16 protein-coding genes are annotated in these 17,996 nt (G+C 52.2%); 13 read left to right on the top strand and 3 right to left on the bottom strand.

The window, feature by feature from the left end:
• The first annotated feature begins 46 nt into the window (after window positions 1-46).
• Together flgK and flgL are read left to right on the top strand one after the other, a co-directional pair.
• Window positions 47-1,705 carry a flagellar hook-associated protein FlgK gene (flgK, locus tag OGY83_RS07545; protein ID WP_286635611.1) on the top strand — a complete coding sequence of 553 codons (1,659 nt, stop codon included), beginning with the start codon at window positions 47-49 and terminating at the stop codon, window positions 1,703-1,705.
• Between the two features lie 14 nt (window positions 1,706-1,719).
• Entirely contained in the window at window positions 1,720-2,673 is a 954-nt protein-coding gene (flgL, locus tag OGY83_RS07540; protein ID WP_286635610.1) for a flagellar hook-associated protein FlgL, read from the top strand.
• Window positions 2,674-2,751: 78 nt separating this feature from the next.
• Here flgL and OGY83_RS07535 read toward each other — a convergent pair whose 3' ends face one another.
• A complete protein-coding gene (locus tag OGY83_RS07535) occupies window positions 2,752-3,951 on the bottom strand; it encodes an MFS transporter (protein WP_286635609.1) in 1,200 nt (399 codons plus the stop codon).
• Window positions 3,952-3,972: 21 nt separating this feature from the next.
• Here OGY83_RS07535 and OGY83_RS07530 point away from each other — a divergent pair, with 21 nt between their 5' ends.
• On the top strand, window positions 3,973-4,998 hold the full coding sequence (locus OGY83_RS07530; RefSeq protein ID WP_286635608.1) for a LysR family transcriptional regulator: 1,026 nt from the start codon (window positions 3,973-3,975) through the stop codon (window positions 4,996-4,998).
• Window positions 4,999-5,038: 40 nt separating this feature from the next.
• On the opposite strand, the gene rne is transcribed toward OGY83_RS07530, so the two are convergent.
• Window positions 5,039-8,302: a ribonuclease E gene (gene rne / locus OGY83_RS07525; RefSeq protein ID WP_286635607.1), complete on the bottom strand. Its 3,264-nt coding sequence runs from the start codon at window positions 8,300-8,302 to the stop codon at window positions 5,039-5,041.
• 574 nt (window positions 8,303-8,876) lie between these two features.
• Between rne and rluC the strand changes: the two genes are divergently transcribed.
• Window positions 8,877-9,830, top strand: coding sequence for a 23S rRNA pseudouridine(955/2504/2580) synthase RluC (rluC, locus tag OGY83_RS07520; RefSeq protein WP_181508846.1), 954 nt, complete (start codon window positions 8,877-8,879; stop codon window positions 9,828-9,830).
• Window positions 9,831-9,912: 82 nt separating this feature from the next.
• Here rluC and OGY83_RS07515 read toward each other — a convergent pair whose 3' ends face one another.
• Window positions 9,913-10,497 (bottom strand): Maf family protein, encoded by a 585-nt coding sequence (locus OGY83_RS07515; protein WP_003832177.1) that lies wholly within the window; start codon window positions 10,495-10,497, stop codon window positions 9,913-9,915.
• Window positions 10,498-10,694: 197 nt separating this feature from the next.
• Here OGY83_RS07515 and yceD point away from each other — a divergent pair, with 197 nt between their 5' ends.
• The 9 genes from yceD (at window position 10,695) to pabC (ending at window position 17,996) form a co-directional block, all read left to right on the top strand.
• Window positions 10,695-11,216 (top strand): 23S rRNA accumulation protein YceD, encoded by a 522-nt coding sequence (gene yceD / locus OGY83_RS07510; protein WP_003036239.1) that lies wholly within the window; start codon window positions 10,695-10,697, stop codon window positions 11,214-11,216.
• Window positions 11,217-11,232: 16 nt separating this feature from the next.
• Complete coding sequence (gene rpmF, locus OGY83_RS07505; RefSeq protein ID WP_003036242.1) at window positions 11,233-11,406, top strand: 50S ribosomal protein L32; 174 nt, start codon at window positions 11,233-11,235, stop codon at window positions 11,404-11,406.
• 123 nt (window positions 11,407-11,529) lie between these two features.
• The gene (plsX, locus tag OGY83_RS07500) at window positions 11,530-12,609 is read left to right on the top strand and encodes a phosphate acyltransferase PlsX (protein ID WP_286635606.1); all 1,080 of its coding nucleotides are present in this window, start codon (window positions 11,530-11,532) and stop codon (window positions 12,607-12,609) included.
• A 77-nt stretch (window positions 12,610-12,686) separates the two neighbouring features.
• On the top strand, window positions 12,687-13,640 hold the full coding sequence (fabH, locus tag OGY83_RS07495) for a beta-ketoacyl-ACP synthase III (RefSeq protein WP_079937963.1): 954 nt from the start codon (window positions 12,687-12,689) through the stop codon (window positions 13,638-13,640).
• Window positions 13,641-13,655: 15 nt separating this feature from the next.
• A complete protein-coding gene (fabD, locus tag OGY83_RS07490) occupies window positions 13,656-14,585 on the top strand; it encodes an ACP S-malonyltransferase (protein ID WP_016152640.1) in 930 nt (309 codons plus the stop codon).
• A 12-nt stretch (window positions 14,586-14,597) separates the two neighbouring features.
• Entirely contained in the window at window positions 14,598-15,332 is a 735-nt protein-coding gene (gene fabG / locus OGY83_RS07485; protein WP_003036255.1) for a 3-oxoacyl-ACP reductase FabG, read from the top strand.
• Window positions 15,333-15,487: 155 nt separating this feature from the next.
• Window positions 15,488-15,724 (top strand): acyl carrier protein, encoded by a 237-nt coding sequence (gene acpP, locus OGY83_RS07480; RefSeq protein WP_000103754.1) that lies wholly within the window; start codon window positions 15,488-15,490, stop codon window positions 15,722-15,724.
• An 85-nt stretch (window positions 15,725-15,809) separates the two neighbouring features.
• On the top strand, window positions 15,810-17,051 hold the full coding sequence (gene fabF, locus OGY83_RS07475) for a beta-ketoacyl-ACP synthase II (protein WP_003036260.1): 1,242 nt from the start codon (window positions 15,810-15,812) through the stop codon (window positions 17,049-17,051).
• A gap of 135 nt (window positions 17,052-17,186) precedes the next feature.
• Window positions 17,187-17,996, top strand: coding sequence for an aminodeoxychorismate lyase (pabC, locus tag OGY83_RS07470; protein ID WP_123266918.1), 810 nt, complete (start codon window positions 17,187-17,189; stop codon window positions 17,994-17,996).

Here is a 17,996-nt window from a genome sequence, read left to right as displayed (position 1 = left end):
CCTGCTGCCGATAATAACGAGTATTGAAGGATTACAAGGAACCTCCATGTCCAGCTTGATTAATAACGCGATGAGTGGACTCGCCGCAGCGCAGGCCGCGTTGAATTCTGCCAGTAATAACATCTCCAGCTATAACGTTGCCGGATATACCCGTCAAACAACAATTATGGCGCAAGCGAACAGCACGCTGGGTGCGGGGGGCTGGGTTGGCAATGGCGTCTATGTTTCTGGCGTGCAGCGCGAGTATGACTCCTTTATCACTAATCAGTTGCGAGCAGCGCAGAACCAGAGCAGCGGCCTGGCGACGCGCTATGAGCAAATGTCAAAAATAGACAATTTGCTCTCCAGCAAAACCAGTTCTATTTCGACCTCAATGCAGGACTTTTTTACCAGCCTGCAAACGCTGGTCAGCAACGCCGAAGATCCGGCGGCACGCCAGGCGCTGATCGGTAAAGCTGATGGGTTGGTAAATCAGTTTAAAACGACCGACCAGTATCTGCGCGATCAGGATAAGCAGGTCAATACCGCGATTAAAGCCAGCGTTGATCAGATCAACAACTATTCGAAACAAATTGCCAGCCTCAACGACCAGATTTCTCGTATGACGGGCGTCGGCGCAGGTGCATCTCCTAACGACCTGCTTGACCAACGCGATCAGCTGGTCAGTGAACTGAATCAGATTGTCGGTGTTGAAGTCAGCGTTCAGGATGGTGGCACCTATAACCTGACCATGGCGAACGGCTATTCGCTGGTACAGGGTAGCAATGCACGCCAACTGGCGGCTGTACCTTCCAGTGACGATCCCAACCGTACCACTGTGGCCTACGTTGATGGTGTTGCCGGGAATATAGAGATCCCTGAGAAACTGCTGAATACCGGTTCACTGGGCGGACTGTTGACCTTCCGTTCTCAAGAACTTGACCAGACGCGTAACACGCTGGGTCAACTGGCGCTGGCGTTTGCCGATGCGTTTAACACCCAGCATAAAGAAGGCTTTGATGCTAACGGCGATCAGGGTAAAGATTTCTTTGCTATCGGCAGCCCGACCGTCTTCAACAACGCGAAAAATACGGGAACAGGATCGTTAACCGCGAAGATTACTGACAGCTCCGCAGTGCAGGCGACAGATTATAAAATTGTTTTTGATGGGACGGACTGGCAGGTTACTCGCCTGGCGGATAATACCAGCTTCAAAGCCACCGTTACCGGTGGAAAAATGTCCTTTGACGGGATGGAAATCACCGTTAATGCTGGCGCAACAGCTAATGACAGCTTTACTGTAAAACCTGTGAGTAACGCTATCGTTGATATGAAAGTCCTGGTGACCGACGAATCGAAAATCGCCATGGCTCAAGTGTCTAAAAATGATCCGGATCCCACCATCGATAAAGGCAAGAGCGACAACCGTAACGGTCAGAAACTGTTAGATCTGCAAACCAAAGCTACCGTTGGCAATAAGACCTTCAACGATGCATATGCCACGCTGGTAAGCGATGTCGGGAACAAAACCGCTACGCTGAAAACCAGCGCCACCACCCAGAACAACGTGGTGACACAGCTTTACCGGCAGCAACAGTCTATTTCCGGCGTTAATCTCGATGAAGAGTACGGTAATTTACAGCGTTTTCAGCAGTATTACCTGGCAAACGCGCAAGTGCTGCAGACCGCGAATGCGTTGTTTGATGCACTGATTAATATCCGCTAAGGGAGAGGGACACAATGCGTATCAGCACCCAGATGATGTACCAGCAGAATATGCGTGGCATCACTAACTCTCAGGCTGAATGGATGAAGTTCGGCGAGCAGATGTCAACGGGCAAACGCGTAATCAACCCATCAGACGATCCGATTGCCGCCTCGCAGGCCGTGGTACTTTCTCAGGCTCAGGCGCAGAACAGCCAATATACGCTGGCACGCTCGTTCGCGACGCAAAAGGTGTCGCTTGAAGAGAACGTTCTGAGCCAGGTAACGACGGCAATTCAGGCTGCGCAGGAAAAAATTGTTTATGCCGGAAACGGAACGTTAAGCGATGACGACCGTGCATCGCTGGCCACCGATCTACAGGGGATCCGCGATCAGCTGATGAACCTGGCAAACAGTACTGACGGTAATGGTCGCTATATTTTCGGTGGATATAAAACAGAATCCGCACCGTTTGCCCAGGCAGATGGCGCTTACAGCGGCGGTACAACAAACGTTACCCAACAGGTTGATGCCTCCCGAACCATGGTGATTGGTCATACTGGCGATAAAGTATTCGCCAACCTGACCAGTAACGCTGTACCGGAACCTGGTGGCGGTACTCAGGAAAAGAACCTGTTTAAAATGCTGGATACCGCTATTGATGCGCTCAAAACCCCTATTGAGGGTGATGACGTTGCAAAAGCTACCGCCGCTGCTGCCATTGATAAAACCAACCGTGGTTTAAAAAATTCACTCAACAATGTTTTGGGCGTCCGTGCAGAATTAGGTACGCAGCTTAGTGAATTAAGCTCGCTGGATTCACTGGGCGCCGATCGTGCATTAGGCCAAACTCAGCAGATGAGTAATCTGGTGGATGTCGACTGGAACGCCGCGATTTCGTCTTATGTCATGCAGCAGGCTGCGCTACAGGCATCATACAAAGCGTTTACCGATATGCAGGGAATGTCGTTGTTCCAGCTCAATCGTTAACGTCTCGTTTTGAAACATATCTTGAAACTGGGTATGTTTGTCTGCCCGCTCCTTTAACACCCCGGAGCGGGCATTTTTTTAGGCAACCGACGTCTTACTGAGCGACGGGGTCCCCGTCAGTCTTATGACCAACGCAATCGCACTGCTGAAGGTTGCCAGCGCAACGACACCTTCCCAATTTGCCAAGGCGTAGACCTGACTTCCGAGAACCGAACCCAGCGCCATACCGATAAACACCATCGTAAACAGCAGAGCGTTCAATCGTCCTCGTGCCAGAGGCTCCAGGCTATAGACCAGATTCTGGTGGGCAACCAGGCTGGATTGCAATCCGAGATCAAAACCTACCGCCGAAAGGGCGATGAGCAGCCACTGCCCCTGAACGGGCAGGGCGGGTAACAAAAACATCAGTGCGAAAGATACCGTTACCAGCAAAGCACCCAATTGCGTTACTTTTGCAGCACCCACTTTATCGGCAAGATGGCCCGCCATCGGTGCGGCAAGCGCTCCTGCTGCTCCCGCGATACCAAAAGCACCCGCTATAGCGCTACCCATGTGGTAATGCTCAGATAACATCACCGCCAGCGTAGACCAGAAGGCGCTAAAAGCAATGGACAGAAAGCCTTGTGCCAGTGCTGCGCGGCGCAGGGTGGAATATCGTTGCCAGAGTTGCGCCATGGAGAGCATTAATGATGGATAGCTCAGCGTGGAATGGACAGCAAAACGAGGCAGTACCTTCCACATAATCGCGGTAATTACGGCAATACTGACGGCAGCAAGTTGGTACATTTCGCGCCAGCCAAACGCTTCGCCCACCAGTCCACTGACGGTACGTGAGAGTAAAATTCCCAGCAGAAGGCCCGTCATCACGGTGCCCACCGTTTTTCCCTGTTTGCCTTCGGGCGCCAGTATTGCCGCCGCAGGCACAATATCTTGTGCCATGGTTGCCGCCATTCCCATCAGCAGACTCACCAATAATAGCGAATGCAACTGTCCGGTAAAGCTACAAGCCAGAAGCAGCACGGCAAGAGAGATACTTTTCAGCAGGATTAATGTCCGACGGTCATAACGATCGCCTAATGGCAATAAAAACAATATACCTAACGCATATCCCGCCTGGGTCAGCGTCGGGACCAACCCCATGCCAGTGAGACTTAAGGCCAGATCCTGACCCATTAAAGGCAGAAGAGGCTGGGCGTAGTAGATAGCGGCCACGCTGAATCCGGCGCCCATTGCCAGAACAAAAATGACCCAACGGGAAAGTGCGGTATGTGTGTTCACAAATGATTCCTCAATCACAGGATGTGCGGCTATTTTTATCCTTCAGCGAGTGGCGCGGTAGCGAGCGCAGTGGTAAAACAGTTATACGTCAGGCGTATGATGAAACTGAAGATGATAAAAAATGAGCGTATAGACAGGGTGGAGCTGATGCGTACGTTTGTACGTATTGTCGAAGCAGGATCGCTTTCGGCAGCGGCAAAACAGATAGGGACCACGCAGGCGACCATCAGCCGACGGCTGCAATCGCTGGAAACGCTGCTGGGTGTGAAACTGCTTATGCGTACCACGCATGCGATGAAATTGACCGACGACGGCGAAAGAGGCTATCAGCATGCTAAGAAGATTATTGATGCCTGGCTGGCGCTGGAAGATGGACTTAATGTCACAGAAGATGAACCGGTGGGGACGTTGCGAGTCCGTGCACCGCATGCGTTCGGGCAACAACAACTGCTTGAACCGCTTTTGCAGTTTCTTTCGCGCTATCCCCAGGTGGCAGTAGAGTGGATGCTCAACGATAAAACCGTTGATTTTCTGAGCGATAATATTGACTGCGCTATCAGGGTTGGTGCAGAGGTGGATCCGGCCACGGTTTCCGTTTTACTGGCTGAAGTTCCCCGTAGTATGGTGGCGAGTCCTGGACTGCTGGAGCAATATGGCGAGCTTTCTCATCCTGAGCAGTTATCAGCGCTGCCCTGGATTGCCGTGAACACGTTTTATCAGCATAGCGTTTCGTTGCTGCACCAATTGCGTAATGAGCCAGTCACGCTTAATATTTCACCCAGATTAAGTACCGACAGTATTTATGTCGCAAGAAATGCCGCGCTGGCGGGGTTGGGAGTGACGATTGTTTCAAGCTGGATGGTGGCGGAGGATATTGCCAACGGACGTCTGGTTGCGTTGCTACCTGAGTGGCATGCGGCGCCGTTGCCTGTACATTTGGTTTATCCGTGGGCACGTTACTATCCGACCCGTTTACGCAAGTTTCTGGCCTTAATGAAGGATGTTATGCCGCAGCTGACGGGGATGAAAGGCGTAGATCAGATATAAAAAAGCCGACCCGAAGGTCGGCTTTGATATTGATTATGGCTTACTCAACAGGCTGAGGACGTGTTGCTGGCGCAGTCGCCAGATGCGTTGCGCTGTGTCCGCCTGCGGCACCTTTGCCTTCAAAGGCGAATGCCGGACGCTGCCAGTCGCTATGACGCGGTGCTTCTGGCACATATTCCGGTGCCGGTGCGCGGGTCATTGGCGCGGTTGCATGGCTGTGCAGGTGTTCAGCATCGACGCTGGCTGCGACAACTTCAGGCTTAACGGCAGTCGTTTCTACAATTGGCGCCGCAACAACTTCCTGCGGCGCAGCAACTTCTTCAACAACTGGCGCTGTTTCCACAACTTCAGCAACCTCTTCAACTACCTCTGGCTGGGAGACAACGACGTCTACCGCTTCTTCGGCAACCGGTGCAGTCACAGCGTCAGCCACAGGTTCGGCTTCAGCGGCGATTTCTTCTGCAACAGGTGCGTCAGATTCAGCGATAATTTGTGGTTGTTCCTCGACAGGGGTCGCAATCACTTCCGGATGCGTGGTTTCAACCTGAGTGGTTTCAACAACGGCGGCCTGAGGCTCAGCTACGACAACCTCTGGCTGCACGGCTTCAACCGGCGCAGGGGCATCCACAATGTGTTCAACGGCAGCTGCAGCAACCTGAGGCTCTACTGCGACAGGTGCAGTTTGCTGCTGGACCATTTCCTGTTCGCGCTGTTCTTCAACCTGCTGATCCTGAGGACGTGCAACAGGGTAGCGGATCCAAACTTTACCGGACGCTAATTCAGGAGATGCGCAGGCGACCGTTAACGGCATCGGCGACTGAACCGGATAGCGCTCGTCACGGTAACGACGACGACGCTGTCCACTGACGCGCAGATGGCGAGGAGAGCGACGAGAACGACGCGGCATACCGTTGGAGTCACGTGCTTCACCGTTTTCTTCTTGCTCAGTCGTAACGACGGCTGGCAGATCAACTTTCGCCAGTTCGGTGCGCTGTGCCGGTACCGGCTGTTCAGTTGGTTGAGCAACAGCAGTTTCAGCGATAGCTGCAACAGTAGCCACTTCGGCTTCAACCGCCGGGCTGTCTGTGAAACGAACTTTCTGAGTCAACTGACGCTGTTTACGACGGGTTTGAGGCTGACGTACGCGCTCTTCCTGCTCGGTATCCTGCACAGGTTGTTCAGTCTGGTTCAGCTCTTTAACTTCCTGCTGAGCCTGACGCTTGTCATCGTTACGACGGCGGTTGCGTTCGCGGCGCGGCGCCTGCTGCTCATCACCGGATTTCGCTTTGTCGGCAACGTCAGTAGTTTGCTGGCGGTTATCGCGAGCTTCCGCATTTTGCTGCTGTGACTGACGACGGTTACGGCGGTTATCTTCACGGTTTTCGCCGTTTTCTGAACGTTCGCTACGGTTGTCACGGTCACCGCGATTATCACGGCTATCACGACGATCGTTACGGTCGCGACGATTGTTCTGACGTGGTTTACGACGATCCTGCTGGCGTTCGGTTTTCTCTTCAGCTTTCGGTGCAGGCTGTTCAACCGGTTTCACTTCTTCGCTACCACCGAAGATGGACTTCAGTGCGCCAAAGAAACGGCTAATCAAACCGGGCTGCGCGGCAACGGCTGCGGTTGCTGCTGCAGCTTTAGGCGCGGCGGCTTTCGCGGCAGGTTCCTGCAGAGCAGGGGCTGGCGGAACGTCTGGCATGGCGAAGGTGGCCAGCGCTGGTTGCTCAGGCTGTTTACGCTCGACGTACTCTTCTTCCGTCGGCAATGCCATTGCCTCTTCATGCAGTTTCGGCAGCAGATAGCTCAGGGTCGGTGTTTCTTCCCCTTTGCGTACGCGCAGCACGGAATAGTGCGGGGTTTCCATCTGATCGTTTGGCACAATCACACAGCGCACGCCATTCTGACGCGTTTCGATAGCATTAACCGCGGTACGTTTTTCGTTAAGCAGGTAAGAGGCGATCGGCACAGGAACAATAGCGTGTACTTCCTGCGTATTTTCTTTCAGTGCTTCTTCTTCGATCAGACGCAGAATAGACAGCGACAGTGATTCGTTATCACGTACGGTACCGGTGCCGGAGCAGCGCGGGCACACGTGATGGCTGGATTCGCCCAGAGACGGGCTCAGACGCTGACGAGACATCTCAAGCAGGCCGAAGCGAGAAATATGGCTGATCTGAATACGCGCTCTGTCCTGGCGTACGGCCTCGCGCAGACGGTTTTCAACCGCGCGCTGGTGACGAACCGGCGTCATATCAATGAAGTCGATGACAATCAGACCGCCGAGGTCGCGCAGACGCAGCTGACGCGCAATTTCATCGGCTGCTTCAAGGTTGGTGTTGAACGCTGTTTCTTCGATGTCGCCGCCGCGAGTCGCGCGTGCGGAGTTGATATCGATGGCGGTCAGCGCTTCCGTGCTGTCGATAACGATTGAGCCGCCGGACGGTAGACGCACTTCGCGCTGGAACGCGGACTCAATCTGAGACTCGATCTGATAGTGGCTGAACAGCGGGATTTCGCCGGTGTACAGTTTGATTTTGCTGCTGAAATCCGGACGACCCAGTGCGGCGATGTGCTGACGCGCCATCTCCATAACTTTTGGGTTGTCGATGAGGATTTCGCCGATGTCCTGACGTAAGTAGTCACGGAATGCACGTACGATAACGTTGCTTTCCTGGTGGATCAGGAACGGAGCAGGGCGACTGTCAGCGGCTTTTTGAATCGCTTCCCAGTGCTTCAGGCGGAAGCTCAGGTCCCACTGCAGCGCTTCGGCGGATTTGCCGACCCCTGCGGTACGCACGATAAGCCCCATGCCATCAGGCAATTCCAGGCTTGCCAGCGCTTCTTTTAATTCGGTACGGTCATCGCCTTCAATGCGACGGGAGATACCGCCCGCGCGCGGGTTGTTCGGCATCAGAACCAGATAACTACCCGCCAGGCTGATAAAAGTGGTCAGCGCAGCGCCTTTATTGCCGCGTTCTTCTTTATCGATCTGAACGATGACTTCCTGACCTTCGCGCAACACGTCTTTAATGTTGGGACGACCATGGGAGTTGTAGTTAGCGGGGAAGTATTCGCGGGCAATTTCTTTTAACGGGAGGAAACCGTGACGTTCAGCTCCGTAATCAACAAAAGCAGCTTCCAGACTCGGTTCAATACGGGTAATTTTGCCTTTATAGATGTTGGCTTTTTTCTGTTCGTGTCCAGGACTTTCGATATCCAGATCGTACAGACGTTGCCCATCTACAAGGGCGACACGCAACTCTTCCTGCTGAGTTGCGTTAATTAACATTCTTTTCATCGTAACTTACTCATTATTCTTACATTGACGACTAAGCTGCGGGCAGAGTAATGCCTTTCCGGGTGTGAACCGATGGCCTCGTGTCTATTCGCGTCGCCAACCTCACGGTTATCGTCAGCTCAAAGAGGCGCAGAGTGTCGGTTGCCTGCATTTCATACGGAAACACAGCGCAATTATCAGGGGAACAGTCTGGGTGTTACTCTCCAGAAAAGCTTCCATATTACCGGTAAGGACTGCAACCCGCAGCCCGCTAACTGCCTGAAAGATCAATACGTCTTACGCCATTGCTGCGTTGATGATCGGTCGGGCAAAATTGGGTCATTCCGGAAAAGTTCTTGTTTTAACAAGATTCAACACGGAAACAACCTCATTATTCCACTGCTAACCTTGTTATAGCAAGATGACTTTTGCCATTTATCACCCGGTTACTCACAGTTTTTTCACTTCCGCGTGGTGATTGCTTTAATAACCACCAAATCGGCTATGTCAAACTTAAGTAATAAGGTATAGCAGTTAATATAAGCATAGAAAAATGTGTGGCGCGAATCTTGATGGCTATTTAAAATCGGCCCCCATGAAAACAGAGACTCCAGCCGTAAAAACAGTTGCCATTACTGCCGACGAAGCAGGGCAACGCATCGACAACTTTTTGCGCACCCAGCTTAAGGGCGTGCCGAAAAGTATGATTTATCGCATTTTGCGTAAAGGCGAAGTGCGGGTGAATAAAAAACGCATTAAACCCGAGTACAAACTCGAAGATGGGGATATTGTGCGTATTCCACCTGTGCGTGTCGCTGAACGTGAAGAAGAGGCCATTTCGCCAAACCTGCAGAAGGTCGCGGCGCTGACCGATGTCATTTTATATGAAGATGACCACATTCTGGTGCTTAACAAACCTTCAGGTACCGCCGTGCATGGCGGAAGCGGGTTAAGCTTTGGCGTCATTGAAGGATTACGTGCCTTGCGCCCGGAAGCGCGTTTCCTTGAACTGGTGCATCGCCTCGACCGGGATACCTCTGGTGTGCTGCTGGTTGCAAAAAAACGCTCAGCCTTGCGTTCATTGCATGAACAATTGCGTGAAAAAGGCATGCAGAAAGACTACCTCGCGCTGGTTCGAGGCCAATGGCAGTCGCATGTCAAAACCGTGCAGGCACCGCTGTTAAAGAACATTCTGCAAAGCGGCGAGCGTATCGTGCGGGTGAACCAGGAAGGCAAACCGTCAGAAACACGTTTCAAAGTGGAAGAGCGCTATGCGTTTGCCACGCTTGTGCGTTGTAGCCCGGTGACCGGACGTACGCACCAGATTCGTGTGCATACCCAGTATGCCGGCCATCCAATTGCTTTTGACGATCGCTACGGTGACCGTGAGTTTGATAAGCAACTGGCGGGTACGGGGTTGAACCGACTTTTCCTGCACGCAGCAGCGTTGAAATTTACCCATCCGGGTACGGGTGAAGTGATGCGTATTGAAGCGCCGATGGATAAGCAGTTGAAGCGCTGTCTCGAGGTATTACGCAGTAAAGCCTGATGCGCGTTGCTTATCAGGCCTACAATCGTGTGATGCACCGTAGGCCTGATAAGACGCATCGTGTCGCCATCAGGCAGATTAATCAGGCGTTCAACGGGTTCATCTCTTCCCGACGCAGCATTTGGCACAACGCGATAAGCGGCAAACCGATCAAGGTATTTGGGTCACGACCCTCCAGGCGTTCAAAGAGTGCAATACCTAACCCTTCACTTTTGAAACTACCTGCACAATGGAGCGGGCGCTCTTTGCGCAGATAATCATCAATTTCCGCCTCGCTTAAATGACGGAAATGGACGTCAAAAGGTTCTACTTCAGTTTGTAAATGTCCGGTCGCAGAATTATACAGCGCCAGTCCGGTGTAAAACGTCACAATATTGCCACGGGCTTTGAGTAATTGTTGGCGCGCATTTTCTTCTGTTAATGGTTTGCCGGTTATTTCACCATCAAGAACACAAATTTGATCGGAGCCAATAATCAGATGCGATGGGTAACGGTGGGCGAGAGATTGCGCTTTTTTCTGCGCCAGTCGCAAAACTAAATGGCGTGGTGCTTCGCCGGGCAACGGCGTTTCATCAACCTCTGGCGCCGCGCATTCAAACGGGATTGCCAGTTTTTCGAGTAAAGCGCGACGCCAGGGGGAGGTAGAGGCAAGAATAAGTTGAGGCATATTTTTTCCCTCGCATATAGCGTATTGATGAGAGCCATTTTAAACTATGGACTTCGACCTACAAGCTGGCTGTAGTGGCTTGTCTTGAGCGATTTTAAGTCGATGACCCGCAATGTGTGCGAATTATTGGCAAAAGGCAACCACAGGCTGCCTTTTTCTTTGACTATATGACGTTACAAAGTTAATATGCGCGCCCTATGCAAAAGGTAAAATTACCCCTGACTCTTGATCCGGTTCGTACGGCTCAAAAACGCCTCGATTATGAAGGTATCTATACTTCTGATCTGGTTGAGCGCGTCGCCGATTCTGTAGTCAGTGTGGACAGTGATGTGGAATGCTCCATGTCGTTCGCTATCGATAACCAGCGTCTCGCCGTTATAACCGGTGATGCAAAGGTATCGGTTACGCTCGAATGTCAGCGTTGCGGGAAACCGTTCCCACTTCATGTTCACACAACATATTGTTTTAGTCCTGTTCGTTCTGACGAGCAGGCTGAAGCACTCCCGGAAGCGTATGAGCCGATTGAGGTTAACGAATTCGGTGAAATCGATCTGCTTGCAATGGTTGAAGATGAGATTATCCTCTCCTTGCCGGTAGTTCCGGTGCATGATTCTGAACACTGTGAAGTGTCCGAGGCGGACATGGTCTTTGGCGAATTGCCTGATGAAGCGCAAAAACCAAACCCATTTGCCGTATTAGCCAGCTTAAAGCGTAAGTAATTGAGGAGTAAGGTCCATGGCCGTACAACAGAATAAACCAACCCGTTCCAAACGTGGCATGCGTCGTTCTCATGACGCTCTGACCGCAGTCACCAGCCTGTCTGTAGACAAAACTTCTGGTGAACAACACCTGCGTCACCACATCACTGCCGACGGTTTCTACCGCGGCCGTAAGGTAATCGCTAAGTAATCACGCATGACTCAATGGCTTTCCCACTTCTGGTGAGAAAGACAAAGAGTGAACGCGTGATGAAGCTTAGTGAGGCTTTCCCCGGGTAACTGGGGAAACACCTAACCGGGCAGCGACGATACCTTGACACGTCTAACCCTGGCGTTAGATGTCATGGGGGGAGATTTTGGCCCTACCGTGACAGTGCCTGCAGCATTGCAGGCACTGAATTCTAATTCGCAACTCACACTTCTTTTAGTCGGGGATCCCGATACAATCACGCCATTACTTGCCAAAGCTGACTTCGAACAACGTTCGCGTCTGCAGATTATCCCTGCTCAGTCAGTTATTGCCAGTGATGCCCGGCCCTCGCAAGCTATTCGCGCCAGTCGTGGAAGCTCAATGCGTGTTGCCCTGGAGCTCGTGAAAGAAGGTCAGGCACAAGCTTGTGTCAGCGCCGGTAATACGGGCGCACTCATGGGACTTGCGAAGTTAATGCTCAAACCTCTTGAGGGGATTGAGCGTCCTGCGTTGGTGACGGTGTTACCCCATCAGCAAAAGGGCAAAACGGTGGTGCTGGATTTAGGCGCCAACGTAGATTGTGATAGCACGATGTTGGTGCAATTTGCCGTCATGGGTTCCGTGCTGGCAGAAGAGGTTGTTGGCATTGCCAATCCTCGCGTAGCGTTACTTAACATCGGCGAAGAAGAAACGAAAGGTCTCGACAGTATTCGAGATGCTTCAGCTGTGCTAAAAACAATCCCTTCCATTAATTATATCGGCTATCTTGAAGCCAATGAGTTACTGACTGGCAAAACCGATGTGTTGGTCTGTGACGGTTTTACAGGTAATGTCACATTAAAGACGATGGAAGGTGTTGTCAGAATGTTCCTTTCACTGCTGAAATCTCAGGGTGAGGGCAAAAAACGGTCGTGGTGGCTTCTGTTATTAAAACGTTGGTTACAAAAAAGCCTGACAAGGCGATTTAGTCACCTCAACCCCGACCAGTATAATGGCGCCTGTCTGTTAGGATTGCGCGGCACGGTGATTAAGAGTCATGGTGCGGCCAATCAGCGAGCATTTGAAGTCGCGATTGAACAGGCAGTGCAGGCGGTGCAGCGACAAGTTCCTCAGCGAATTGCCGCTCGCCTGGAATCTGTATACCCAGCTGGATTCGAACTGCTGGACGGTGGCGAAAGCGCAGCCTCACGAACACACAGATAACGGTGCGTTTGTGAATGTGGCCAACGTATCAGCGATTTGCTCGTGGCGGTATATAACCAAAAAGTGACTGAGCGTACATGTATACGAAGATTATTGGTACTGGCAGCTATCTGCCTGAACAAGTGCGTACTAACGCCGATTTGGAAAAAATGGTTGAGACATCTGATGAGTGGATCGTCACTCGTACAGGTATCCGTGAACGCCATATTGCAGCGCCAAATGAAACAGTTGCGACGATGGGCTTTGCCGCCGCAAACCGTGCGATTGAAATGGCGGGCATCGACAAAGAACAAATTGGTCTGATTGTGGTTGCCACCACATCATCCACTCACGCATTTCCAAGCGCGGCGTGCCAGATCCAAAGTATGCTGGGGATCAAAGGCTGTCCGGCGTTTGACGTTGCAGCCGCTTGTGCTGGTTTCACTTACGCCCTGAGCGTTGCCGACCAGTACGTTAAATCTGGTGCAGTTAAGCATGCTCTGGTCGTTGGCTCCGATGTTCTGGCCCGTACCTGCGATCCAACCGATCGCGGAACGATCATCATTTTCGGTGATGGGGCTGGCGCGGTTGTAGTGAGCGCATCAGAAGAGCCTGGCATTCTCTCCACGCATCTGCACGCTGACGGTCGCTACGGCGAACTGTTGACGCTGCCTAACGCCGATCGTGTGAATCCGGAAAACCCGATCCACCTGACGATGGCGGGTAACGAAGTATTTAAAGTCGCGGTGACCGAGCTTGCGCACATCGTTGATGAAACGCTGGAAGCCAATAATCTCGACCGTTCTGCGCTGGACTGGCTGGTACCGCATCAGGCTAATCTGCGCATTATCAGCGCGACAGCGAAAAAGCTGGGTATGTCGATGGATAATGTTGTCGTGACGCTCGACAGACATGGTAATACCTCTGCTGCCTCCGTACCGTGCGCGCTGGACGAAGCCGTCCGCGACGGGCGTATTAAAGCTGGGCAGTTGATATTGCTTGAAGCCTTCGGGGGTGGATTCACCTGGGGCTCCGCGCTGGTTCGTTTCTAGTATAAGGATTTAAACATGACGCAATTTGCATTTGTGTTTCCGGGGCAGGGTTCCCAGACCGTTGGGATGTTGTCTGAAATGGCAGCAAACTACCCAATTGTTGAAGAAACATTTGCTGAAGCATCAGCTGCACTGGGCTATGATCTGTGGGCGCTGACTCAGCAAGGTCCGGCTGAAGAACTGAATAAAACCTGGCAGACGCAGCCCGCGCTGTTGACCGCATCCGTCGCGCTTTATCGCGTATGGCAGCAGCAGGGGGGTAAAACACCTGCGCTGATGGCGGGTCACAGCCTGGGCGAATATTCTGCGCTGGTATGTGCGGGTGTTATCGGTTTTGCCGATGCCGTACGTCTGGTTGAACTGCGTGGTAAATTCATGCAGGAAGCGGTTCCGGAAGGCACTGGCGGCATGTCTGCTATTATCGGTCTGGACGATGCCGCTATCGCTAAAGCGTGCGAAGAGTCTGCCGAAGGCCAGGTGGTTTCACCGGTAAACTTTAACTCACCGGGTCAGGTGGTTATTGCCGGGCACAAAGAAGCCGTAGAACGTGCCGGCGCTGCCTGTAAAGCTGCTGGCGCTAAGCGTGCTCTGCCGCTGCCGGTCAGCGTGCCTTCTCACTGCGCGCTGATGAAGCCTGCTGCTGAGAAACTGGCCGTTGAGCTGCAGAAAATCACTTTTAACGCGCCGACTGTTCCGGTTGTGAACAACGTCGACGTGAAGTGCGAAACTGATGCTGATGCGATTCGCGACGCGCTGGTTCGCCAGCTGTACAGCCCGGTTCAGTGGACCAAAACTGTTGAGTTTATGGCCTCCCAGGGTGTAGAGCACCTGTATGAAGTCGGTCCGGGTAAAGTTCTGACCGGTTTGACGAAACGTATTGTTGACACCCTGACTGCTTCGGCACTGAATGAGCCGGCGGCACTGTCTGCGGCGCTCGAGCAATAAAAGAGGAAGACCATGAGTTTTGAAGGAAAAATCGCGCTGGTTACCGGTGCAAGCCGTGGCATTGGCCGCGCAATTGCTGAGACACTTGTTGCCCGTGGCGCGAAAGTTATCGGTACCGCTACCAGCGAAAGCGGCGCGCAGGCCATTAGCGATTACTTAGGTGCAAATGGTAAAGGTCTGATGTTGAATGTGACCGATCCGGCATCTATCGAATCTGTTCTGGAAAATATTCGCGCAGAATTTGGTGAAGTCGATATCCTGGTCAATAATGCCGGGATTACTCGTGATAACCTGTTAATGCGCATGAAAGATGACGAGTGGAACGATATCATCGAAACCAACCTGTCATCTGTTTTCCGTCTGTCAAAAGCGGTAATGCGAGCTATGATGAAAAAGCGTCATGGGCGTATTATCACTATCGGTTCTGTGGTTGGTACCATGGGAAATGCGGGTCAGGCTAACTACGCTGCGGCGAAAGCGGGTCTGATCGGCTTCAGTAAATCACTGGCGCGCGAAGTTGCGTCTCGTGGCATTACTGTAAACGTTGTTGCTCCGGGCTTTATTGAAACGGACATGACGCGTGCGCTGTCTGATGATCAGCGTGCGGGTATTCTGGCGCAGGTTCCTGCGGGTCGCCTTGGCGGCGCTCAGGAAATCGCCAGTGCGGTTGCATTTTTAGCTTCTGACGAAGCAAGTTACATCACAGGTGAGACTTTGCACGTCAACGGCGGGATGTACATGGTTTAACCACGAGATAAAAAAATTTGCGTTATTAGGGTGAATGCCCTCAAAATAACGTAAAATCGTGGTAAGACCTGCCGGGATTTAGTTGCAAATTTTTCAACATTTTATACACTACGAAAACCATCGCGAAAGCGAGTTTTGATAGGAAATTTAAGAGTATGAGCACTATCGAAGAACGCGTTAAGAAAATTATCGGCGAACAGCTGGGCGTTAAGCAGGAAGAAGTAACCAACAATGCTTCCTTCGTTGAAGACCTGGGCGCAGATTCTCTTGACACCGTTGAGCTGGTAATGGCTCTGGAAGAAGAGTTTGATACTGAGATTCCGGACGAAGAAGCTGAGAAAATCACTACCGTTCAGGCTGCCATTGATTACATCAACGGTCACCAGGCGTAAGTGAACATCTCCAGGCGGTCATTCGACCGCCTGAGTTTTATCTTTTTATCCCACTTGAATTATTTTCCCTCCCTGGAGGACAACCGTGTCTAAGCGTCGTGTAGTTGTGACCGGACTGGGCATGTTGTCTCCTGTCGGCAATACCGTAGAGTCTACCTGGAAAGCTCTCCTTGCCGGTCAGAGTGGCATCAGCCTGATCGACCATTTCGATACTAGCGCCTATGCAACGAAATTTGCTGGCTTAGTAAAGGATTTTAACTGTGAAGACATTATCTCGCGCAAAGAACAGCGCAAGATGGATGCCTTCATTCAATATGGAATTGTCGCTGGCGTTCAGGCCATGCAGGATTCTGGCCTCGAAATTACGGAAGAGAACGCTCATCGTATTGGCGCCGCAATCGGCTCTGGTATTGGCGGTCTCGGTCTTATCGAAGAAAACCATACCTCTCTGGTAAACGGTGGACCGCGTAAGATCAGCCCGTTCTTCGTTCCGTCGACGATTGTTAACATGGTGGCTGGTCACCTGACCATCATGTATGGCCTGCAAGGGCCGAGCATCTCCATCGCAACCGCCTGTACTTCCGGCGTGCATAACATCGGTCATGCCGCACGTATCATTGCATACGGCGATGCAGACGCGATGGTTGCGGGTGGTGCTGAAAAAGCCAGTACGCCGTTGGGTGTGGGTGGCTTTGGCGCGGCACGAGCACTGTCTACGCGTAATGATAACCCGCAAGCGGCAAGCCGCCCATGGGACAAAGAGCGTGACGGCTTTGTGCTGGGCGACGGCGCTGGCATGGTGGTACTGGAAGAGTACGAGCATGCGAAAGCGCGCGGTGCAAAAATCTATGCTGAAGTCGTTGGCTTCGGTATGAGCAGCGATGCTTACCACATGACGTCGCCACCGGAAAACGGTGCAGGCGCTGCGCTGGCAATGGTCAACGCACTGCGCGATGCGGCTATCGAAGCGGGTCAGATTGGCTATGTCAACGCACATGGTACGTCTACCCCAGCGGGCGATAAAGCGGAAACCCAGGCAGTGAAATCTGTCTTTGGCGATGCGGCAAGCCGTGTGATGGTAAGCTCCACTAAATCCATGACCGGACACCTGTTGGGTGCGGCGGGCGCGGTAGAGTCAATTTTCTCTATCCTGGCGCTGCGCGATCAGGCTATTCCGCCAACCATCAACCTGGATAATCCGGATGAAGGTTGTGACCTGGACTTCGTACCTCACGAAGCGCGTCAGGTTAGTGGTCTGGAGTATGCGCTGTGTAACTCCTTTGGCTTCGGTGGTACCAACGGCTCTTTGATCTTTAAAAAGATTTAAGTCCGTCAGGTGATGCGCTAGCATCGATAGCAATTTAAAAAGGTCCGCTTGTCGGGCCTTTTTTTATTCGGTTTTCCGCCCTTGTCCTGTGTACCTCATCCTGCCAAACTAGCGGACCAGAAATAAGGAGCCACCATGTTCTTAATTAATGGCTGCGAGCAGAATATGCTGGCCGCAAGCGATCGAGCGACCCAGTTTGGTGATGGCTGTTTTACCACCGCTTGTATTATCGACGGCGAAATCCCTCTCTTTGCAGCGCATCTTGCGCGTTTACAAGATGCTTGCCAAAAACTGCTGATCACTTTCGATAATTGGTCCGAGCTGCAAAATGAAATGAAAATGCTGGCGAAAGGGCACGTACGCGGTGTGTTGAAAGTGATTATCAGCCGTGGCAGTGGAGGCCGGGGTTACAGTGGCAAAAGTTGTCACAGCGCCACACGCATCCTCTCCGTTTCAGCCTGGCCCGTTCATTACGATCGTTGGCGGCAAGAAGGCATTACGCTGGCGCTAAGCCCTGTTCGGCTGGGACGTAATCCACTGCTTGCCGGGCTTAAACACCTGAATCGGCTGGAGCAGGTGTTGATTCGCACTCATCTTGAACAGACGGACGCAGATGAAGCGCTGGTTCTTGACAGCGAGGGATGGGTTACGGAATGCTGTGCGGCTAATTTGTTCTGGCGTAAAGGTGGTGTGGTTTACACGCCCCATCTGGACCAGGCTGGAGTGAACGGAATTATGCGACAATTCTGTATCCGTATGCTGGCACAATCGCCGTTCAGTATTGTCGAAGTGTATGCCAGGTTGGAGGAAGTAATGCAGGCCGATGAAATCGTCGTTTGTAACGCGTTAATGCCCATTATTCCCGTGCGTGCCTGTGGCGACACGTTGTTGTCTTCACGTTTGTTATTCGATTATTTAGCCCCACTTTGTGAGCACCCGAATTAG

The organism is Citrobacter sp. Cpo090, from assembly GCF_030332665.1.
Classification (GTDB): domain Bacteria; phylum Pseudomonadota; class Gammaproteobacteria; order Enterobacterales; family Enterobacteriaceae; genus Citrobacter; species Citrobacter portucalensis.
This window is presented reverse-complemented; position numbering and strand designations above follow the sequence as displayed.

Excerpts from the sequence above, each read along its gene's own strand:
- flgK (WP_286635611.1), top strand. The coding sequence starts at position 47 with ATGTCCAGCTTGATTAATAACGCGATGAGTGGACTCGCCGCAGCGCAG.
- flgL (WP_286635610.1), top strand. The coding sequence starts at position 1,720 with ATGCGTATCAGCACCCAGATGATGTACCAGCAGAATATGCGTGGCATC.
- OGY83_RS07530 (WP_286635608.1), top strand. The coding sequence starts at position 3,973 with ATGTGCGGCTATTTTTATCCTTCAGCGAGTGGCGCGGTAGCGAGCGCA.
- rne (WP_286635607.1), bottom strand. The coding sequence starts at position 8,302 with ATGAAAAGAATGTTAATTAACGCAACTCAGCAGGAAGAGTTGCGTGTC.
- rluC (WP_181508846.1), top strand. The coding sequence starts at position 8,877 with ATGAAAACAGAGACTCCAGCCGTAAAAACAGTTGCCATTACTGCCGAC.
- OGY83_RS07515 (WP_003832177.1), bottom strand. The coding sequence starts at position 10,497 with ATGCCTCAACTTATTCTTGCCTCTACCTCCCCCTGGCGTCGCGCTTTA.
- yceD (WP_003036239.1), top strand. The coding sequence starts at position 10,695 with ATGCAAAAGGTAAAATTACCCCTGACTCTTGATCCGGTTCGTACGGCT.
- rpmF (WP_003036242.1), top strand. The coding sequence starts at position 11,233 with ATGGCCGTACAACAGAATAAACCAACCCGTTCCAAACGTGGCATGCGT.
- fabH (WP_079937963.1), top strand. The coding sequence starts at position 12,687 with ATGTATACGAAGATTATTGGTACTGGCAGCTATCTGCCTGAACAAGTG.
- fabD (WP_016152640.1), top strand. The coding sequence starts at position 13,656 with ATGACGCAATTTGCATTTGTGTTTCCGGGGCAGGGTTCCCAGACCGTT.
- fabG (WP_003036255.1), top strand. The coding sequence starts at position 14,598 with ATGAGTTTTGAAGGAAAAATCGCGCTGGTTACCGGTGCAAGCCGTGGC.
- acpP (WP_000103754.1), top strand. The coding sequence starts at position 15,488 with ATGAGCACTATCGAAGAACGCGTTAAGAAAATTATCGGCGAACAGCTG.
- pabC (WP_123266918.1), top strand. The coding sequence starts at position 17,187 with ATGTTCTTAATTAATGGCTGCGAGCAGAATATGCTGGCCGCAAGCGAT.